The sequence below is a fragment of the Variovorax sp. V118 genome (assembly GCF_041154445.1).
In the GTDB taxonomy this organism is placed as follows: Bacteria; Pseudomonadota; Gammaproteobacteria; order Burkholderiales; family Burkholderiaceae_C; genus Variovorax; species Variovorax boronicumulans.
In genome coordinates, this window is record NZ_AP028663.1 from 3034953 (window position 1) to 3052158 (window position 17206).

At 67.0% G+C, this 17206-nt stretch carries 19 protein-coding genes; 13 read left to right on the forward strand and 6 right to left on the reverse strand.

Going from position 1 to position 17206, the window contains the following annotated elements:
• The first annotated feature begins 168 nt into the window (after positions 1–168).
• Together ACAM52_RS14050 and ACAM52_RS14055 are read left to right on the forward strand one after the other, a co-directional pair.
• Positions 169–618, forward strand: a complete 450-nt coding sequence (locus tag ACAM52_RS14050; RefSeq protein WP_369647374.1) for a host attachment protein — start codon at positions 169–171, stop codon at positions 616–618.
• Between the two features lie 6 nt (positions 619–624).
• A complete protein-coding gene (locus tag ACAM52_RS14055; protein ID WP_369647375.1) occupies positions 625–840 on the forward strand; it encodes a hypothetical protein in 216 nt (71 codons plus the stop codon).
• A 64-nt stretch (positions 841–904) separates the two neighbouring features.
• On the opposite strand, the gene ACAM52_RS14060 is transcribed toward ACAM52_RS14055, so the two are convergent.
• The 4 genes from ACAM52_RS14060 to ACAM52_RS14075 form a co-directional block, all read right to left on the reverse strand.
• The gene (locus ACAM52_RS14060) at positions 905–1588 is read right to left on the reverse strand and encodes an ABC transporter ATP-binding protein (RefSeq protein ID WP_369647376.1); all 684 of its coding nucleotides are present in this window, start codon (positions 1586–1588) and stop codon (positions 905–907) included.
• A complete protein-coding gene (locus tag ACAM52_RS14065) occupies positions 1581–2822 on the reverse strand; it encodes an ABC transporter permease (protein WP_369647377.1) in 1242 nt (413 codons plus the stop codon). The genes ACAM52_RS14060 and ACAM52_RS14065 overlap by 8 nt, the downstream gene beginning before the upstream one ends.
• Positions 2819–3952 (reverse strand): efflux RND transporter periplasmic adaptor subunit, encoded by a 1134-nt coding sequence (locus ACAM52_RS14070; RefSeq protein ID WP_369647737.1) that lies wholly within the window; start codon positions 3950–3952, stop codon positions 2819–2821. The genes ACAM52_RS14065 and ACAM52_RS14070 overlap by 4 nt, the downstream gene beginning before the upstream one ends.
• Before the next feature lie 139 nt (positions 3953–4091).
• On the reverse strand, positions 4092–4571 hold the full coding sequence (locus ACAM52_RS14075) for a universal stress protein (RefSeq protein ID WP_369647378.1): 480 nt from the start codon (positions 4569–4571) through the stop codon (positions 4092–4094).
• A gap of 213 nt (positions 4572–4784) precedes the next feature.
• On the opposite strand from ACAM52_RS14075, the gene ACAM52_RS14080 reads away from it, so the two are divergent.
• The 4 genes from ACAM52_RS14080 to ACAM52_RS14095 all read left to right on the forward strand — a co-directional run bounded on the left by ACAM52_RS14080 (position 4785) and on the right by ACAM52_RS14095 (position 7131).
• Positions 4785–5243, forward strand: coding sequence for a universal stress protein (locus ACAM52_RS14080; protein ID WP_369647379.1), 459 nt, complete (start codon positions 4785–4787; stop codon positions 5241–5243).
• A 53-nt stretch (positions 5244–5296) separates the two neighbouring features.
• Positions 5297–5908 (forward strand): hypothetical protein, encoded by a 612-nt coding sequence (locus ACAM52_RS14085; protein WP_369647380.1) that lies wholly within the window; start codon positions 5297–5299, stop codon positions 5906–5908.
• 42 nt (positions 5909–5950) lie between these two features.
• A complete protein-coding gene (locus ACAM52_RS14090) occupies positions 5951–6214 on the forward strand; it encodes a BON domain-containing protein (protein ID WP_369647381.1) in 264 nt (87 codons plus the stop codon).
• Positions 6215–6345: 131 nt separating this feature from the next.
• Positions 6346–7131 (forward strand): response regulator, encoded by a 786-nt coding sequence (locus ACAM52_RS14095; protein WP_369647382.1) that lies wholly within the window; start codon positions 6346–6348, stop codon positions 7129–7131.
• Between the two features lie 38 nt (positions 7132–7169).
• Here ACAM52_RS14095 and ACAM52_RS14100 read toward each other — a convergent pair whose 3' ends face one another.
• Positions 7170–7565 carry a hypothetical protein gene (locus ACAM52_RS14100; protein ID WP_369647383.1) on the reverse strand — a complete coding sequence of 132 codons (396 nt, stop codon included), beginning with the start codon at positions 7563–7565 and terminating at the stop codon, positions 7170–7172.
• 185 nt (positions 7566–7750) lie between these two features.
• On the opposite strand from ACAM52_RS14100, the gene ACAM52_RS14105 reads away from it, so the two are divergent.
• From ACAM52_RS14105 to ACAM52_RS14115, 3 genes are all read left to right on the forward strand, one after another.
• Complete coding sequence (locus ACAM52_RS14105) at positions 7751–10120, forward strand: phosphoketolase (RefSeq protein WP_369647384.1); 2370 nt, start codon at positions 7751–7753, stop codon at positions 10118–10120.
• Positions 10121–10223: 103 nt separating this feature from the next.
• Positions 10224–10952, forward strand: a complete 729-nt coding sequence (locus ACAM52_RS14110; RefSeq protein ID WP_369647385.1) for a winged helix-turn-helix domain-containing protein — start codon at positions 10224–10226, stop codon at positions 10950–10952.
• On the forward strand, positions 10945–13059 hold the full coding sequence (locus ACAM52_RS14115; protein ID WP_369647386.1) for a PAS domain S-box protein: 2115 nt from the start codon (positions 10945–10947) through the stop codon (positions 13057–13059). Before ACAM52_RS14110 ends, ACAM52_RS14115 begins: the two co-directional genes overlap by 8 nt.
• A gap of 20 nt (positions 13060–13079) precedes the next feature.
• Here the strand turns inward: ACAM52_RS14115 and ACAM52_RS14120 are convergent, their stop codons facing one another.
• A complete protein-coding gene (locus ACAM52_RS14120; RefSeq protein WP_354344265.1) occupies positions 13080–13859 on the reverse strand; it encodes a Crp/Fnr family transcriptional regulator in 780 nt (259 codons plus the stop codon).
• A 223-nt stretch (positions 13860–14082) separates the two neighbouring features.
• Between ACAM52_RS14120 and ACAM52_RS14125 the strand changes: the two genes are divergently transcribed.
• The 4 genes from ACAM52_RS14125 to ACAM52_RS14140 all read left to right on the forward strand — a co-directional run bounded on the left by ACAM52_RS14125 (position 14083) and on the right by ACAM52_RS14140 (position 17202).
• The gene (locus tag ACAM52_RS14125) at positions 14083–14592 is read left to right on the forward strand and encodes an ornithine carbamoyltransferase (RefSeq protein ID WP_369647387.1); all 510 of its coding nucleotides are present in this window, start codon (positions 14083–14085) and stop codon (positions 14590–14592) included.
• A 139-nt stretch (positions 14593–14731) separates the two neighbouring features.
• Complete coding sequence (locus tag ACAM52_RS14130) at positions 14732–15385, forward strand: BON domain-containing protein (RefSeq protein ID WP_369647388.1); 654 nt, start codon at positions 14732–14734, stop codon at positions 15383–15385.
• Positions 15386–15387: 2 nt separating this feature from the next.
• A complete protein-coding gene (phbB, locus tag ACAM52_RS14135; protein WP_369647389.1) occupies positions 15388–16107 on the forward strand; it encodes an acetoacetyl-CoA reductase in 720 nt (239 codons plus the stop codon).
• A 108-nt stretch (positions 16108–16215) separates the two neighbouring features.
• Complete coding sequence (locus ACAM52_RS14140; protein ID WP_369647738.1) at positions 16216–17202, forward strand: zinc-dependent alcohol dehydrogenase family protein; 987 nt, start codon at positions 16216–16218, stop codon at positions 17200–17202.
• Positions 17203–17206: the final 4 nt, after the last annotated feature.

Sequence of the window (17206 nt, forward strand, 5' to 3'; positions counted from 1 at the left end):
TCGCGGGCTTCCGATACGAGCTCATGCGCTTCTTACGAAACGTAGCGAAGCACGCTCGGCACACCACGCGAGCGCCCCGTGCAAGGAAAAAGGAAGTTGATCTAGCGCAACGCCCGCCGCGGATGCGCGTCCTAGGCTTGGACATCGCCCTTTCCTCCGGGAACCGCCATGAAGACCCAATGGATCGTCATCGCCAATGCCGCGTCGGCCCGCATCTTTCGCCGCGACACGGCCAATGCGCCCCTCGTGCCGATCGCAACCCTCGCGCACGATGCAAGTCGCCTGCACGCCAGGGAGCTCGAGTCCGACCGCCCCGGCAGCCATGCTGCGGACAGCAGCCGCGGCCCCAACCATTTCGAGCCGCGCGGCGACGCCCGGCGTAAGGAACACCGGCGCTTCGCGAGGGAGATCGCCCAACGGCTGGACGCGGGTGTGAAGGCCGGCGAGTACGGCTCGCTCACGCTTTTCGCCTCAAACCCTTTCATGGGGGAACTGAAAGCGCAGTTAAGTGAACCGGTCACCCGACGGCTCAAGGCCACGCTGAACAACGACCTGTCCCACGTGGGCATTGCGGAGCTGGACCGTCGCATGTCGGGCCCGTGGTCCGCGACGCACTGACGCGCCATGGACACCAACGGAAAGTGGACACTCGACGCGGGCGGCTGGCATTGCGAACTGCAAGCCCTGCCGTCGGGCGCCTTCTTCCAGCCCGCCGCGACCTGCCGGCAGGCGCAGGGTGAGCCGGTGCAGTTGCCCCTGGATACGCAGCCCTATGTCACACGTTCGGAAGCGCGTCGCCACGCGCAGCAGCAGGCGCTGAGGTACGCGCGCCAACATTGAACCTGGCTACGCAGCGCTTGCGAGCGAACACGACGACCAGGCGCGAGCGGCGGGCCAAACCGGCTCAGGGCCGGATCATGCCGTCCACCACCTGGATGATGCGGTCGCAACGCCCCGCCAGCGCCGGGTTGTGCGTGACGAAGAGTATGGCCATGCCGCGTTCGCGGTTGGCCTTTCGCAGAAGCTCGAACACCGCATCGGCGGCCTTGGTGTCGAGATTGCCCGTGGGTTCGTCCGCGAGCAGCAACAATGGATCCATCGCCAGCGAGCGGGCGATGGCCACGCGCTGCTGCTGACCGCCGCTCAATTGCGTGACCATGCTGTCGCGCCATCTCGCCAGGCCTACGCTGTCCAGCAGCGCAGCCGCACGCAACGGCATGTCTTCCCTGATAAAGCCGGAAGCGCCGAGCATCGGCATCATGACATTCTCCAGTGCGGTGAAGCCGCCCAGCAGGTTGTGGTACTGGAATATGAAACCGATCTTGTGACCGCGCAGCCGCGTGAGCGCGCGCTCGTCGAGCGCGCCGGTTTCCTCTGCCTCGATGCGCAGTGAGCCGCTCGTGGGTCGGTCCAGAAGCCCGACGATGTTCAGCAGTGTGCTTTTGCCCGAGCCTGACGGTCCCATGACCGCACAGAACTCACCGCGCATGAGCCTGAGGTCGATGCCATGCAACACCTCGGTCTCGTTCGGCATCCCGAGGTTGAAGACCTTGTGTACGCCTTGCAGGCTGATGACGGGTTCAGCCACGGATCGCCACCACGGGGTCCAGGCGAGCCGCGCGCAGCGCCGGCGCAAATGCCGCGGCCAATCCGGTGAGCGTGGCCAGCAGCAGCGATGTCAGGAACAGGACCGGCTCGATCTCCAGGGGAAACAACGGTGTGCCATCCGGGTTGAGCGCATAGCGCTGCCACAGGAGCAGCGCCACCAGCCCGATGCCCGCCCCACCCATGGAGCCGAGCATCCCGAGCAGTCCACCTTGCAGGAGGAAGACGCGCTGCACCTGTCCGCGCGAGACCCCCATAGCGCGCAGGATGCCGATCTCGCGCGATTTCTGGACCACCGACACCACCAGCACGCTGGCGATGCCGAAGGCCACCGAAAGACCGACGAAGAAGCGGATGGTAGTGTTTGATGTCTTCTGCGCCTGTACAGCGGTGAAGAACTGCGCGTTGCTCGCGATCCAGCTGTCGGCCTGCACGCCGGTGGTCGCAGTGATGCGCTGCGCGATCGTCTCGGCGGCGTAGATGTCCTTCACCCTCACATCCAGGCTGGAGACGCCGCCCACGAGGCCGAGCAGGCTCTGCGCCGTGCGCAGCGCCACGAAGGTGGTGCGCTGGTTGGCAGGCTTGTTGCCCAGGTCGAACAGGCCGGCGACCGTCAGCGTCTGGTCGCCGCCGCTTGCGGAGGACACACGCAGCTTGTCGCCGATGCCCACGCCCAGGTCGCTGGCCAGATCGGTGCCGATCAAGATGTCGCTCGGCATGAGACGGGTGCTGCCGCGCACCATCTTTTCGGGCAACGCCACGATGAGAAAGTACAGCGCCGGATCGATGCCGTTGACCGAGACGGCGCGGCTGGCCTCGCCGCGGATCGCCAGTGCGGAGCCGCTTGCCGTGGGCGACACCACGTCCACGTCGGGCATCGCGCGGACCTGCGCCGCGACCGACTGCCACTGGTCGATCGACTTGAGCCGCTGCAGCGGCGCCTGCACGATGAGGTCTTCCAACGGCCCCGCACCACCCTCGCGCATGGCGCCCAGCGGCCTGGCCACTTCCTTGGGTGGCAGCAGCTGGATGTGCGATTGCGCCGTGAGCACGCGGCGAATGAAGTTGGACTGCAAACCCGTGAGCAGCGCTGACATGAACACGATCACCGCCACCCCGATCGCGATGCCGGCGACGATGAAAAGGGTCTGCATGCGGCCTTCGCGCAAGAAGCGCAGCGCCACGATCCATTCGAAGGGCAGCCAGCGGCTGTTCATGGCGAAGGCGTGCTCGCTTCGGCGGACGACTTGGCCACCGCACGCAGGCGCGAGCCGTCATGGACGCCGGTCGCCTTCGCGGACAGCACCAGATCGCCCGGCTGCAGGCCTTCGAGCACCTCGCTGAAGCCGCCGCCGCGCAACCCCAGGCGCACCGGCTGGCGCCGCGCATGGCGCCCATCCACCTTGAGCACCCAGGGTCCGCTGCGGCCCGCATCGCGCAGCGCGTCGGATGCCACCAGCACGGCCTGTGGCCGCCGCGCGACCTGGATGTTGACCGACACCGTCATGTCCTGCCGCAGATAGGCCGGCGGATCGGGAACGTCCAGCTTGACCTCGACGGAGCCGCGCTGCACGTCCACGCCCGGGTTGATATAGACGAGCTCGGCCGCCATCCGCAGCTCGGGATAGGCATCGGCCGATGCCAGCGCCTTCTGGCCGGGCGCAAGCAACTGCAGGTTCTTCTCGTCGATCTGTACGACCAGCTGCGTCTTGCCGGCAGGCGAGAGCACCATCAGTGCCTTGCCCGGCTGCACCACGTCGCCGGGCTCCACGGCCCGATCGATCAGCGCGCCGTCCACTGGTGCGGCAATGGTCGCGTAGACCAGGCGAGCGCGCGCCATGGCCGCGCCCGCCATGGCCTGCGCAAGCGCCGTCTCGGCCATGGCGTAGTCGCTGCCGCCCGCGCGTGCGCTGACGAACTGGCTCTGGCTGGCCCGCAGCTGCGCCTCGGCGAGATCCACCGTCTTGCGCATGTCGTCCAGCGCGGCCTGCCCGACGAAGCCCTGGCGAAACAGGTCCATGTTTCGGTGCAACTGCGCACGAGCGTTGTCCAGGCTCACCTGTGCCTGGCGTACAGCCTGCGCCGCCACCGGCGCCTGCACCTCGCGCAGCTGTCGCAGGCGTGCCCGCGCTTGCGATACCGCCGCCTCGGCTTGCGCGAGCGCGGCCGACCATTCAGCGCTTTCGAGTTCGATCAGCACCTGTCCCGCGCGCACGCTCTGGCCTTCCGCCACCGGCACGCACTTCACCGTGCCGGTGACCTGGGTGCCGATGTTCACGCGATGCGGCGTCTGGACATGCCCACTGGCCACGACCGACTGCACGAAGTCTTGCCGCACCACGGCCATCGCTTCCACGCGCGGGCCCAGCAGCAGCCTCGGGCCCAGCCAAAGGCCTGCCGCCAGTGCCAGTGCCAGCGCGACTCCGATGGCCGCACGAGGCCTGCAAGCCTGCCACAGGCTTCCAGGCCAGCCCCCCTGCGGCGCCTCACGCGGCGACTGCGACACAGGTCTTCGCCGGCTCGACGCCGGCCTCCCCGGGGTGCGTGGGGGACGGCCAGAGCATGGGCATCGGAGAATCCTTCCCCGGCGCCTGCCCCGGGGCAAGATGGCCACTGCGCGCGCCTGTCACGAGGAGGTCGGCATTCCAGGCCTGAGCCTGTTCCATGACGATGTCCGCGACAGGGGCCGCCTGCACGGTCAGGAGCACCGTCTGCGCCGCGACGCCGGCAGCGCCCGCGCGCTGCCGCCCCTGCTGGAGGACCTGTGCGCCGGCCTTCTCCATCCACGGAATCAAATCCGCGTCGCGAGACACCATGCCGCACGCGCCACACGCGTACTTGGACCCGTCGACGACGTAGACGAGCCGTAGTGCCGCCTTGTGACGTGCCGCCAGGTGGACGGCCTCGTCCATCCTGCGTACCGAGGCGCTGCTGTTGTCCAGGTGAACAAGAATTCGTGCATACATGGCGAGGGTCCTTCGCTCGGCGGTGCGGATCGGCCGATCGAGAGTCTGCGCGCCGCATGGCGTAGCGCTTTGACACGCATCAAGCCACCGACGAGTTGATTCGATGTTGATATGGCGCAAGACCGTCGCGGCCGCGCAGTCGAAGAATTTGCCTACCCGTCGCGCCGGGGCTGGCGGCAGGTGTCCGTTGCAGGCGGCCCCGAGGAGAAATCAATGTCCGTTTACAAGCACATCCTGGTCCCGCTGGATGGAAGCCCCACGGCCGATCGCGGCCTGCTGGAAGCCATTCGCCTGGCCAGCGAACTCAAGAGCGAACTGCGGCTGCTTCACGTGATCAACGACTTTCCGATGCTGATGGAAATGTCCACGATCTCCAGCTTCGAAGCCGGGCTCCAGAAGATGCGCGACTATGGCGAATCGGTCCTGTCCAAGGCGCAGGCCCAAGCCACCGCCGCTGGCGTGCAGGCCCAGACTGTGCTGCGCGAAGTCACGCAGGGCCGCGTCGCCGACGTCGTGACCGAGGAAGCTGCCAAGGCCGCCTGTGACCTGGTCGTGATGGGCACTCACGGCCGTCGGGGCCTCAGCCGGCTGGCGCTCGGCAGTGACGCCGACCGCGTGGCACGAAGCAGCCCGGTGCCGGTGCTGCTGGTACGTGGGGCCTCCGCGAGCTGAGCCCAACCGCAACTTTGATCGCAAGTTCCATCCCTTCCATCGACGAGAAGAACATGACCACGAACACACTGCGTACCCTGATGGCTTGTGCGGCCCTCGCCGTCGGCGCCAGCGCCTTTGCCGCCGACTACACCGCGCCCGCACAACTGAGCCCGCCGGAAAGTTCGGCACAAGACGCACGCGATGCCGCCGGCCGCGCCGCACAAGAGGCGCAAAAAGCAGCTCGCAAGGCGGCGGATGCCGCCAAGGCCGCCGCGGAAAAAAGCAAGATGACCGCCGGCAAGGTGTCCAGAGCGTTGGCCGAAGGCATCCGCCGGGCTGCAAGGAAGGCTGCGGAAGCGGCAAAGCGGCTGGAGGAAAAGACCGCGGCGTCAGCCAGCAAGGCCCTTGACGAAAGCAAGGACCTTGCACGGGCGGCCCAGGAAGAAAGCGCCAAGGCAGCCCAGGCTTCCAGGGAAGCCCTGGCCAGGGCAGAGGAATCAGTCAGCCGCGCGGCGCAAGCCAGCAAGGAAGAGGCCGAACAGGCGGCCCAGGCCACGCGCGAGGCGCTCGCCAAGGCTGACGAGGCCATGCGCTCGGCGGCCAAGGCCGTCGCCGAGGCCTCGGCGCGCACGCTCGAGGCCATGAAGCGCGCCGCCCGCCCGGCAGGTGGCGAGAAGAAATGACTCTCGAATCGATGACAGCTGCGAATCTTCAGCGAGGATCCCATGAATCCAGATATTCAACTCAGACACGATGTCTTTGCCCAGCTCAACTGGGATCCCGCCGTCAATGCGTGTGACGTCGATGTCCTCGCACAAGACGGCGTGGTGACCTTGCGCGGCCAGGTGGCCGACGAGGCCCAACGGGCGGCGGCAGAACGCGCCGCGCGGCGCACGCAAGGCCTGATGACATTGCTGAACAGACTCACCATCCGGTCGGCCCAAGCGCCGCAAGTGGCAGCCATGGCGCCTAGCGCCGGTTCGGGCTGAGGACTCCTGCCACCACGGCCGACGCCTTCGTTTGCCTCTCACACAGGTTGATACGCGTCAAGACATCCCCTAGTCGAGGCCGCAAGAATCGGACTCAGAACAACCGCAACACCCGGCATCCGACCTCGGACATGACCTCGCTCCCCCCGGCGCCGCTGACGCGCGGCGCCCCGCAATGGCTCGCACGCATCGACAAACCGCCTCGGGAAGACGCAGGCGCGGCATTCACGACCCCATGGCCGACCTTCCTGGCCGGTCAGGTGGAAAGGCCCATTCGGGTGGTGCTGATCGACGAGGATGAAAGCGCACGGCGCGCCGTCGTCCATGAACTGGTCACGGACTCGCGCGTACGCGTTGTCGGCGAGGCCGCCAGCATGCGAGAAGCCAAGCGCCTGCTGGCGCAGCAGGCATTCGACGTGCTCATCCTCGACGTGCGACTGGGCGGAGGCAAGGGATTCGATCTGATCGCCAGCACGAAGCGCCACGACAGTTCGGCCGAGATCATCGTGCATTCGACGCTGGACGACGAGGCCCATGTCCGCCGGGCCTTCGCGCACGGGGCTTCGGGCTACTTGGTCAAAAACTCCTGGTTCCAGAACTTCACGCAGGCGGTCCTGCAGGTCGTCAATGGCGGTGCGGCGGTCTCGCCCAACGTGGTCCGACACATGCTCATTCGACAAGGGCCATGCGCCTTTGTATCCTCGGGCGACAACAGTGCAATCCGCAGGGCGCTTTCAGCCCGGGAACGCGAGGTGCTCCAGCTCGTGGCCAGGGGCCATGTCACGCAGGACATTGCCCGCCAGCTGTCGATCAGCGCCCAGACGGTCTGCGCGCACATGAAGAACATCTGCCACAAGCTGCACACGCGCACGCGCGCTCAAGCAGTGACCGTGGCCACCAGCCAAGGACTTCTATAGGCCAACGGCACCGCGGTGCACGGGGTCGGCCGAGAACATCACGCCTTTCCTCGTGTCGCAGCGCCCTTGCGACCAGTGTGCAGCCGGCGCGCGGAAGGCGCCACGGTCAGGGCCGTGTGCAGGGTGCGCAAGGCGTCGTTCACGACGGCCTGGCGGGATGGCAAGGCCTGTGCCGAGCGGGCTTGCGTCGCGCCGGCCTTTGACGGTGCGTGGGAACTGCGATCCGGACCCGCGCGCTGCAATGCCTGCGTGGGCGCCATGGCCACCGATGGCCAGCCCTCGGCCTGCGCGAGGGCATCGGCTTCGGCGCGGGTGAGCGCGGCGCATTCCTGCAGGGTGTGCGACCCGATGATCTCGAACATCTCAAGTGCGTGCAGCCAGATGCGCCACTGCGCCTGGCACAGTGCGAGCGGGAAGATCAGGTCGCCGGTCATGGTCGTTTCCTTGTGCCCCGAAGGGGCCTGCATCGATGCTGCCGCTGCGCATCGCCGGCGCCTTTGCGCGGAATCAAGGCCAAACCGCCGGCCCTGTATCGGTTGTGACCGACTTGCACTATGTCAACCTCGTGCGCGCCCGCGTGGCCATACTGGAGCGTCTGCCCCCAAGAATGGAGTTCAAGATGGCCTCCTGCCCGCGACCTGAAACACCGGACGACCTCACACTGCTCGACGCCTGGTGGCGCGCCGCCAACTACCTGTCGGCCGGTCAGATCTACCTGATGGACAACCCCCTGCTGCGCGAGAAGCTGGTGCTTTCTCACATCAAGCCGCGCCTGCTCGGGCACTGGGGCACGACGCCGGGCCTGAACTTCGTCTACGCGCACATGAACCGCGCCATCAACGCCCACGACCTTGATGCGATCTTCATCGCGGGCCCGGGGCATGGCGGACCGGGCGTGGTCGCCAACACCTACCTCGAAGGCACCTACAGCGAGGTGTACCCCGCCATCAGCCAGGACGCCGAAGGCCTGCGGCGGCTGTTCATGCAGTTCTCGTTTCCCGGCGGCATTCCGAGCCACGTCGCGCCAGAAACGCCGGGCTCGATCCATGAGGGCGGCGAGCTGGGCTATTCGCTGCTGCACGCCTACGGCGCGGTGTTCGACAACCCCTCGCTGCTGGCTTGCTGCGTGATCGGCGACGGCGAGGCCGAGACCGGCGCACTGGCGGCGAGCTGGCATTCCAACAAGTTCCTGAACCCCGCGCGCGATGGCGCCGTGCTGCCGATCCTGCATCTGAACGGCTACAAGATCGCCGGCCCCACCGTGCTGGCGCGCATCGACGAGGAGGAGCTCGCGCAGCTGCTGCGCGGCTACGGCCATGAACCGCACTTCGTCGTGGGCGACGAACCGATGGCGATGCACGGGCAGATGGCCGCCGCGCTGGACACGGCGCTGGACAGCATCCGTGCCATCCAGGCCAGCGCCCGCAAGGATGGCTTCCGAGCCAGGCCGCGCTGGCCCATGATCGTGCTGCGATCCCCCAAGGGTTGGACCGGTCCGCGCCAGGTGGACGGCCTGCAGGTCGAAGGCACCTTCCGCGCGCACCAGGTCCCGCTGGCCGACTTCGCCTCCAGGCCGGACCACGTGCAGCTGCTCGAACAATGGCTGCGCAGCTACCGGCCCGAAGAGCTGTTCGATGCGCATGGCGCGCTGCGCCGCGAAATTGCCGCCCTCGCGCCCAGGGGCCTGCGCCGGATGAGTGCCAATCCGCATGCCAATGGTGGCCTGCTGCTGAAGGACCTGGCGATGCCGCCCTTGCGCACGCATGCGGTGCCTGTCACGACGCCGGGCGCGGCCGATGCACAGGCCACGCGCGTCGCGGGCAATTTCCTGCGCGACGTCATGCGGGCCAACGCGCAAGACAGCAGCTTCCGGGTGATGGGCCCCGACGAAACCGCATCGAACCGCCTCGGCTCGCTGTTCGAGGTGACCGAGCGGACCACGACCGCCCAGGTGTGGCCCGGCGACGACCATCTGTCACCCGACGGCCGGGTGATGGAAGTGCTCAGCGAACACCTCTGCCAGGGCTGGCTCGAAGGCTATCTCCTGACCGGGCGGCACGGCTTTTTCTCCTGCTACGAAGCCTTCATCCACATCATCGACTCGATGTTCAACCAGCATGCCAAGTGGCTCAAGGTGGCGCGCGGCATTGGCTGGCGCCGACCGATCGCCTCTCTGAACTATCTGCTGACCAGCCACGTCTGGCGCCAGGACCACAATGGTTTCAGCCATCAAGACCCGGGTTTTCTCGACCATGTGGTCAACAAGAAGGCCGAGGTCGTGCGCGTGTACCTGCCACCGGACGCCAACACCTTGCTCTCGGTGGTCGACCATTGCCTGCGCAGTCGCGACTATGTGAACGTCATCGTGGCCGGCAAGCAGCCCGCCCCGCAGTGGCTGGACATCGACGCGGCCATCCGCCATTGCGCCACGGGCCTGGGCATCTGGGACTGGGCGAGCAACGATGAAGGCCAGACGCCCGACGTGGTCATGGCCTGCGCCGGCGACGTGCCCACGCTGGAGACGATGGCGGCCGTCGATCTGCTGCGCCGGGAAGTGCCCGCGCTCAAGGTGCGGGTGGTGAACGTGGTCGACCTGATGGCACTGCAGTCACCCAGCGCACATCCGCACGGCCTTCCGGATGCGGACTTCGACGCGATATTCACCACCGACAGGCCCGTGATCTTCGCTTTCCACGGCTACCCGGCGCTGGTCCACCGACTCATCTACAGACGGCGCAACCACTCCGGCTTCCACGTGCACGGCTATTGCGAGGAAGGCACCACCACCACGCCCTTCGACATGACGGTGCTCAACCGGCTGGACCGCTTTCACCTCGCCGCCGATGCCATCGCGCACGTGCCGCACCTGTGCGACAGCACAGGCCATGTGCAGCAGCATCTGCGCGACAGGCTGCTCGAACACCGCGCCTACATCACGCGCCACGGCCGGGACATGCCGCAGATAGAGAACTGGCGCTGGACGCGGTAGCGCCACTGGCCGAGGTTACCCAGGAAGGCTGCGCCCCTTGCGCGAGCGGCTTGGATCGAGCAAGAATACGTACGGAATTTGCGCTCTATTTCCCGGCCGGCGCATGAAATCTCCCACTCATATCGCTGTTCTCGACGACGAAGTCGACATTACGCTGCTGCTGGCCAACTACCTGCAGGGTCACGGTTTCCGCGTCAGCCAGGTGCATGACGGCCCCAGCCTGACGGCCCTGATGGAAACCGATGCGGCGGATCTCGTGCTGCTCGATCTCGGCCTGCCAGGAGAAGATGGTTTCTCCATCGCGCGCCGCATCCGCGAGCGCTGGCGTTGCGGCCTTGTCATAGTGACCGGCCGGGCGGACGCGGTGGACAAGGTGGTCGGCCTCGAAGTAGGCGCGGACGACTATGTGACCAAGCCCTTCGATCTTCGCGAGCTGGTGGCGCGCGTGAAGGCCGTGCTGCGCCGACTTACGCCCGACACGCCGGCGTCCCCCGTGCCCGTTTCGGCCCCCTCCGACGCACTGCGCTTCGCCGGCTGGCAACTCGACACCGCCACGCGCAGCCTCAGGAGTCCGCAGGGCGAGCAAGTGCCACTGACCAGCGGTGAGTTCGACCTGCTGAAGGCCTTTGCGCGCCATCCCGGTCGCGTGCTCTCACGCGACTTCTTGCTCGAACAGACACGCGGGCGCGAAGCCGCCCCCTTCGACCGCACGATCGACGTGCAGGTCGGCCGGCTGCGCAGGAAGATCGAGGTCGATGCAGACGATCCGCAGCTCATCAAGTCCGTGCGTGGCGCGGGTTACATCCTGACCGCGGCGGTCTCCCATGGCTGACGCTGCGAACAACCCGCCGTTCTTGCCCGACGTGCCCATCCTGGGCCTGCCGACGGGCTTCGACGAAGGCAGCGTGTTTCGCTCACTCTTTTTCGCCTATCCCGACGCGCTCCTGGTGGTGGATCAGCTCGGTTGCATCATGCTCGCCAACCCTTCGGCGGCCGCACTGCTGGGCTATGCAGAGAACGAACTCGTGGGGCTGAACGTGGACGTGCTGGTGCCCGAGAGCATCCGCCCGCGCCATGCCTCGTACCGCGAAGCTTATGGACGCGCTCCCCGCCCCCGTCCCATGGGTACGCACATGGAACTGGTGGCCAAACGCAAGGACGGTAGTGAGGTCATGGTCGAGATCGCGCTCAGCCCGCTGCAGAACCACGGCCTGCCCTTCGTCGTGGCGGCCATCCGCGACATCGGCGCCTATCCGCGTGTGAAGCAGGCGTTGCAGCGCGCCCGTTACAGCGAGAACCTGGCCCGGCTGGGCCGACTGGCCGTCGACACACGCGATCTGCAGGTGGTGCTCAAGCATGTGCCAGAGATCATTACCACTGCCTTGCAGGTCGAGGTCGGGATGGTCTGGCTTCTCGACAGCAACCGCCTCGAGTTTCAGGTGGCCAGCGGCATCGGGCTGGTCGCCGGGGAAGAGATAGGTGCTCGCATCGCCAACCGACCAGACACGCCACCGGGCTTCGTATTTGCCCAAGGCCGGCCAGTCGTGATCGAGGATTACCGGCGGGAGGATCGCTTCGCCGTGCCCCGGGCCTACCTCGAGGCCGACCTGGTCAGCGCGCTGGCCGTGCCGCTGAGCGACCGCGGCCGCGTGATCGGCATGCTGTCAGTGCGCTCGAAGGAATCCAGGCGCTTCGGCGACGAGGAGGTTCGCTTTCTCGAGTCGCTGTCCAGCTTGCTGACGACCAGCCTGCAACGCGTGCAGACGGAAGAGGCACTCGCTCATGCGCAGCGACTGGAAAGCGTCGGTCAGCTCACCGGTGGTATCGCCCACGATTTCAACAACCTGCTGACCGTGATCCAGGGCAACCTTCAGGTTCTGGAGGAGCTTCCCGCGCTGGCGCGGGACAGCTACACACAGCAGCTTCTGAGCTCTGCCACGCGCGCCACGCGACGCGGCGCCGCGCTCACCGGCAAGCTGCTGGCGTTTTCACGACGCCAAGTGTTGCAGACGGCCGCCGTCGACACGCGCGCACTGCTGCATTCACTGGCCGACATGCTGCGCCGCACACTGGATCAGCGCATCCGCATCGAGATCGACACCGCGCCGAGCTGTCCACCCGTGATGGCGGACCCGGGGCAGCTGGAGTCGGCGCTGCTCAACATCGCGATCAACGCGCGCGACGCCATGCCCGAAGGCGGCACGCTGCGTTTTCGCACCGAGCCATGCAGCACCTTGCCACTGGCCTTGCGCAACGACCGCAACACCTCGAGCAACAATGCCCCTGCAAGCTTCGTTGCGATCTCCATCTCCGACAGCGGCATGGGCATGTCCGAGGAGGTGAAGGAGCGCGCCTTCGAGCCCTTTTTCACCACCAAGGAAGCGGGCCGCGGCACGGGCCTCGGCCTGAGCACAGTGTACGGTTTCGTCAACCAGTCCAGGGGCGCGGTTGCGATCGACAGCAAGATGGGGCAAGGCACCACGGTGACACTCTATCTGCCGCAGCCAGGTGGGGCCGAATCGCCAGCCAACGATGACGAACGCCCCGTCGAGACGATCCCGCCCAGGCTGCGGGTGATGCTGGTCGAGGACGATTCTGAAGTGCGCCTGGTCGTGCAAACATTTCTGTCTCAGCTGGGCTGCGAGGTCGTCACGGCAGCAACGGCCGAGCAGGCGTTGACCATGCTGGGCGCAGGTGTCGGGCCCATCGACCTGCTGCTGAGCGACATCGCCCTGGGCGCGGGAATGCGCGGCACGCAACTGGCCACCGAGGTGCAGCGGTGCTTTCCGCAACTGGCGGTGCTGCTGATGTCGGGATTCTCGTCCGAGCTTCTGGATGCCGATCGCGAGGCCCCCCCAAGCTGGGAGTTGCTGCGCAAACCCTATACGCGCTCCGCACTGGCGCGGGCCATGGCGAAGGTGCTGGCCGGGCGCAAGTGAACGGCGTGATCCAGCACGCCTTACTGGAGCATCGCAGGCGCGCGCGCCATCGAGGGCGACAGGCAGCGTTGCACGAACGCCGACAGCGCGCTCACATCGGGAATCTGCACGTCGCGCCGGCCCTTGGTGGCGAAACCGATCACGTTGTCGCGCGCCAGCCGCGACAGCGCACGGCTCACGCTCTCGAGCGTCATGCCCAGGTAATTGCCGATCTCGGCGCGCGTCATGCGCAGTGTGATCTCGTCGGTGCGCATGCCGCGTTCGGCTAGCGACTCGGCCCAGTAGCGCAGGAATTCGGCCACGCGCGCGTCGGTCGGCAAAGTGCACACGGACATCAGCGAATCCCGGTCGTGCGCGATCTCTCGGCTCATAGCGCCATGCAGAAGCTGCAACAGCTCAGGACGCGTGGCGCTGGCCGCCAGCAGCGCCTCATAGGCCACCATCCAGACCTCGCCGGTGTCCATGGCCACCGCATCGCACGAGTAACGCCCGCCCGCGATGCCGTCGAAACCCAGCCAATCGCCGCGGAATTTGAGGCCCACCACCTGCTCACGGCCGTCAGCGGAGAGGTTGACGATCTTGAAGAAGCCCGAGTTCAGGATGTAGAGGTTGCCGAAGCGCTCACCCGCCTGGTAGACCGTGTCCCCCCTGTGCACCACGCGGCGCTGCGGATGGAGCTGTTCGCACAGCAGTTTCAACGTGTCGGCGGTGGCCCGACCCGCGCATTCCGGTCCGCTGGCGGGCAATGCCAGCCCGGTCGAAACCGGTTCGCTCTTGAGGGGGTTGACGGTATGAAGCATCGGGATTCCTTGGTGGTTTTTCGCGTGCCGATGGGTGGATGCTAGGCAGCCCGGGGCAACACAATGCCAACCGCGCGAATCGGTCGGTAACGCTCGGTGAATGTCGTGTGTCCGGCGTGTATCAACGCCGTGCGGTGTGCAGCAAATCACGTGGGCCTGCCCCGCGTTTTGACTTGCGTCAAGGCAAAGACCATGGGGGCCATTAGCCTTGCCAGGTCACGCATTGACGATTTCCATGCCTCCTTCCGACAAGTCCTTCGAGGCCGCATCACCGCTCTCACCGCTGGAAGTGACGAGCCTGTTGGAACGCGCGCGGCTGCTCCAGCGTGCCGCACTGGAGGGGAGCACTCCGAAGTTGCTGCGAGGCAAGAACTTGGGGCTGTTGTGCGACGCACCGCCCGACGAAGCGCAAGCGCTGTTTCGCAGCGCTGCCGAGGAACTGGGCGCGCGGGTGGCCGTCATGCACCCAGGCCTGTCGCTGCTGAGTGCCCCGCAAGAGGTGCAGGACACCGCCCGCATGCTCGGCCGGCTCTACGAGGCCGTGGAATGCCAAGGGCTGGACGCCGGGCTCGTGCAAAGCATCGGCCAGCATGCCGGAATCCCCGTATTCGACGGAGCCGCCACGGAGAACCATCCAACACGGCGCCTTGCCGGACGGCTCGGCGACAAGACCGGGCTGGCCGACAACCGACGCTTCGTGCTTCAAGCGCTGCTGCTGGACGCGGTCGCCTGAGTCCACGGGCGCCTGTCACGCGCGCACTTGATCCAGCGCAATGCGGCCGGTCCCGCCGGTTCCTACAGTGAACGTCACGGTCGCCCACGGTTTTCATGCGACGACCGTCCTTCCATTCATTCACTGCAAGGAACCTCCCATGAAGACCGATACCCAATTGCGCGACGATATCCAGGCCGAGCTGAACTGGGCGCCCGACGTCAAGACTTCCGACATCGGCGTGATCGTCAAGGACGGCGTGGTCACCCTCACCGGTCACCTGGCCAGCCACGCCGAGAAATACGCCGTCGAACGCGCCGTGCAGCGCGTGCATGGCGTCAAGGCGTTGGCCATCGAGTTGACGGTGAAGCTGCCGTTCGACAACCAGCGCACCGATGCCGACATCGCCATGGCGGCCGAACGCGCCCTTCAGTGGAATGTGCTCGTGCCCGACGACAAGATCCGCCCAATGGTGGAAAAGGGCTGGCTCACGCTCAACGGCGAAGTTGAGTGGGAATACCAGCGCAGCGCCGCCGAAGTGGCCGTGCGTGATCTGATGGGCGTGACCGGCGTGTCGAACCTCGTGAAGGTCAAGCCGAAGGTCAGCCCTGCCGACGTCGAGAAGAAAATCCACGAAGCGCTGGCGCGCCAGGCAGCGCGCGAAGCCAACCGGCTCGCCATCACGGTCGACGGCTCGCAGGTCACGCTGCGCGGCACGGTCCACTCCTGGACCGAGCGCGACGCGGTGCAGGGCGCCGCCTGGGCCACCCCCGGCGTCTCGGTGGTGGTGAACGACTTGCTCGTGGACGCCTGAGCATGCGCGTCGCGCTGGTCACCGGTGGCAGCAGCGGCATCGGGGCCGCCACGGCCGAGGCCCTGCTCGCCGCGGGCTATCGCGTGGCGGCGAACTTCGCCAACCACGCCGAGACCGCGCACGCCTTCGCCGCGCGCACCGGCATCCCGGTCTTCGGCTGGAACGTGGCGGACTACGACGCCTGCCAGGCAGGTGTCGCGCGTGTCGAAGCCGCGCTCGGCCCCGTGGACGTACTGGTCAACAATGCCGGCATCACGCGCGACGCGATGCTGCACAAAATGAGCGCCCAGCAGTGGCGCGAAGTGCTCGACGTGAACCTGGGCGGCTGCTTCAACATGTGCCGCGCCGCCATCGCAGGCATGCGCGAGCGGCGTTTCGGCCGCATCGTGAACATGGGCTCGGTCAACGGCCTGGCCGGCCAGGTCGGGCAGACGAACTACGCGGCGACGAAAGCAGGGCTCATTGGTTTCACAAAGGCGCTGGCGCTCGAAGGCGCCTCGCGCAACATCACCGCCAATGTGGTCGCCCCGGGCTACACCGATACCGCCATGGTGGACGCAGTGCCTCCCGAGGCGATGGCGCGCATCCTTGCGACCATCCCGGCCGGACGCCTGGCCACCCCGTCCGAGATCGCCCGCGGCGTGGTCTTCCTCGCCGCCGACGAATCGGCGCTCATCAACGGCGTCACGCTGTCGATCAACGGAGGCAAGTACATGGCCTGATGCGGCGACGCTCGGACCGTCTTTTAAAGGAGTCCTGCCATGCATACGCCCCCCGTGCTACCAGCCACTTCCGATGCCTTGGCCCGGAACGCGCCGCCCCTGCGCGCCATGGTGCTGAATGCCGCGTTGCTGCCGCTCGAGCTGGAGCAGCGCAACATCCCGCAGCCCGGCCCGGGCGAATTGCGTCTGCGCGTGCTGGCCTGTGCGGTCTGCCGCACCGACTTGCACATCGTCGACGGCGAATTGCCGCTGCCCGTGCTGCCGATCGTGCCGGGACACGAGATCGTGGGCGTGGTGGAGGCGATCGGCGCAGGGGTGACAGGCCACCGGCTGGGCAGCCGTGTCGGCGTCCCCTGGCTAGGCCACAGCTGCGGTTGCTGCGATTTCTGCCTGGATGGTCACGAAAACCTATGCGACGCGCCGCGCTTCACTGGCTACCACCGCGACGGCGGCTTCGCCAGCCATGTGATCGCCGAGGCCGCGTTCTGCCTGCCGCTGGCCATGCTCGATGCCGATGCAGATGCCGTCCGCATTGCGCCGCTGCTGTGCGCGGGCCTGATCGGCTGGCGCAGCCTGAAGGCGGCCGGCGACGGCGCGCGCCGTCTGGGCCTGTACGGTTTCGGCGCGGCGGCGCATCTGATGACCCAAGTCGCCGTGGCGCAAGGGCGCGAAGTCTTCGCGTTCACCCGCCCCGGCGACCTTGCCGCGCAGTCCTTCGCACGCAGCCTGGGCGCCACCTGGGTCGGCGGATCGGACGAGCGCCCGCCCGTACTGCTGGACGCCGCCATTCTCTTTGCACCCGTCGGCGAGTTGGTGCCCACCGCGCTGCGCGTCGTGCGCAAGGGCGGCCGCGTGGTGTGCGGCGGCATCCACATGAGCGACATCCCCGCATTTCCCTATCGGCTGCTGTGGCAGGAACGCAGCGTGGTCTCTGTGGCCAACCTCACGCGCGCCGATGCGAAGGAGTTTCTTGACTTCGCGCAGACGCATCCGCTGCAGGTGCACCTCAGGACTTATCCGCTCACCCAGGCCAATGAAGCGCTGGCCGACCTGCGCGCGGGCCGCTTCGAAGGCGCCGCGGTGCTGGTGCCCTGACAAG

Coding starts and splice junctions, on each gene's coding strand:
- ACAM52_RS14050 (WP_369647374.1), top strand. CDS start 169: ATGAAGACCCAATGGATCGTCATCGCCAATGCCGCGTCGGCCCGCATC.
- ACAM52_RS14055 (WP_369647375.1), top strand. CDS start 625: ATGGACACCAACGGAAAGTGGACACTCGACGCGGGCGGCTGGCATTGC.
- ACAM52_RS14065 (WP_369647377.1), bottom strand. CDS start 2,822: ATGAACAGCCGCTGGCTGCCCTTCGAATGGATCGTGGCGCTGCGCTTC.
- ACAM52_RS14070 (WP_369647737.1), bottom strand. CDS start 3,952: ATGGCCGTGGTGCGGCAAGACTTCGTGCAGTCGGTCGTGGCCAGTGGG.
- ACAM52_RS14075 (WP_369647378.1), bottom strand. CDS start 4,571: ATGTATGCACGAATTCTTGTTCACCTGGACAACAGCAGCGCCTCGGTA.
- ACAM52_RS14080 (WP_369647379.1), top strand. CDS start 4,785: ATGTCCGTTTACAAGCACATCCTGGTCCCGCTGGATGGAAGCCCCACG.
- ACAM52_RS14085 (WP_369647380.1), top strand. CDS start 5,297: ATGACCACGAACACACTGCGTACCCTGATGGCTTGTGCGGCCCTCGCC.
- ACAM52_RS14090 (WP_369647381.1), top strand. CDS start 5,951: ATGAATCCAGATATTCAACTCAGACACGATGTCTTTGCCCAGCTCAAC.
- ACAM52_RS14095 (WP_369647382.1), top strand. CDS start 6,346: ATGACCTCGCTCCCCCCGGCGCCGCTGACGCGCGGCGCCCCGCAATGG.
- ACAM52_RS14100 (WP_369647383.1), bottom strand. CDS start 7,565: ATGACCGGCGACCTGATCTTCCCGCTCGCACTGTGCCAGGCGCAGTGG.
- ACAM52_RS14105 (WP_369647384.1), top strand. CDS start 7,751: ATGGCCTCCTGCCCGCGACCTGAAACACCGGACGACCTCACACTGCTC.
- ACAM52_RS14110 (WP_369647385.1), top strand. CDS start 10,224: ATGAAATCTCCCACTCATATCGCTGTTCTCGACGACGAAGTCGACATT.
- ACAM52_RS14115 (WP_369647386.1), top strand. CDS start 10,945: ATGGCTGACGCTGCGAACAACCCGCCGTTCTTGCCCGACGTGCCCATC.
- ACAM52_RS14120 (WP_354344265.1), bottom strand. CDS start 13,859: ATGCTTCATACCGTCAACCCCCTCAAGAGCGAACCGGTTTCGACCGGG.
- ACAM52_RS14130 (WP_369647388.1), top strand. CDS start 14,732: ATGAAGACCGATACCCAATTGCGCGACGATATCCAGGCCGAGCTGAAC.
- phbB (WP_369647389.1), top strand. CDS start 15,388: ATGCGCGTCGCGCTGGTCACCGGTGGCAGCAGCGGCATCGGGGCCGCC.
- ACAM52_RS14140 (WP_369647738.1), top strand. CDS start 16,216: ATGGTGCTGAATGCCGCGTTGCTGCCGCTCGAGCTGGAGCAGCGCAAC.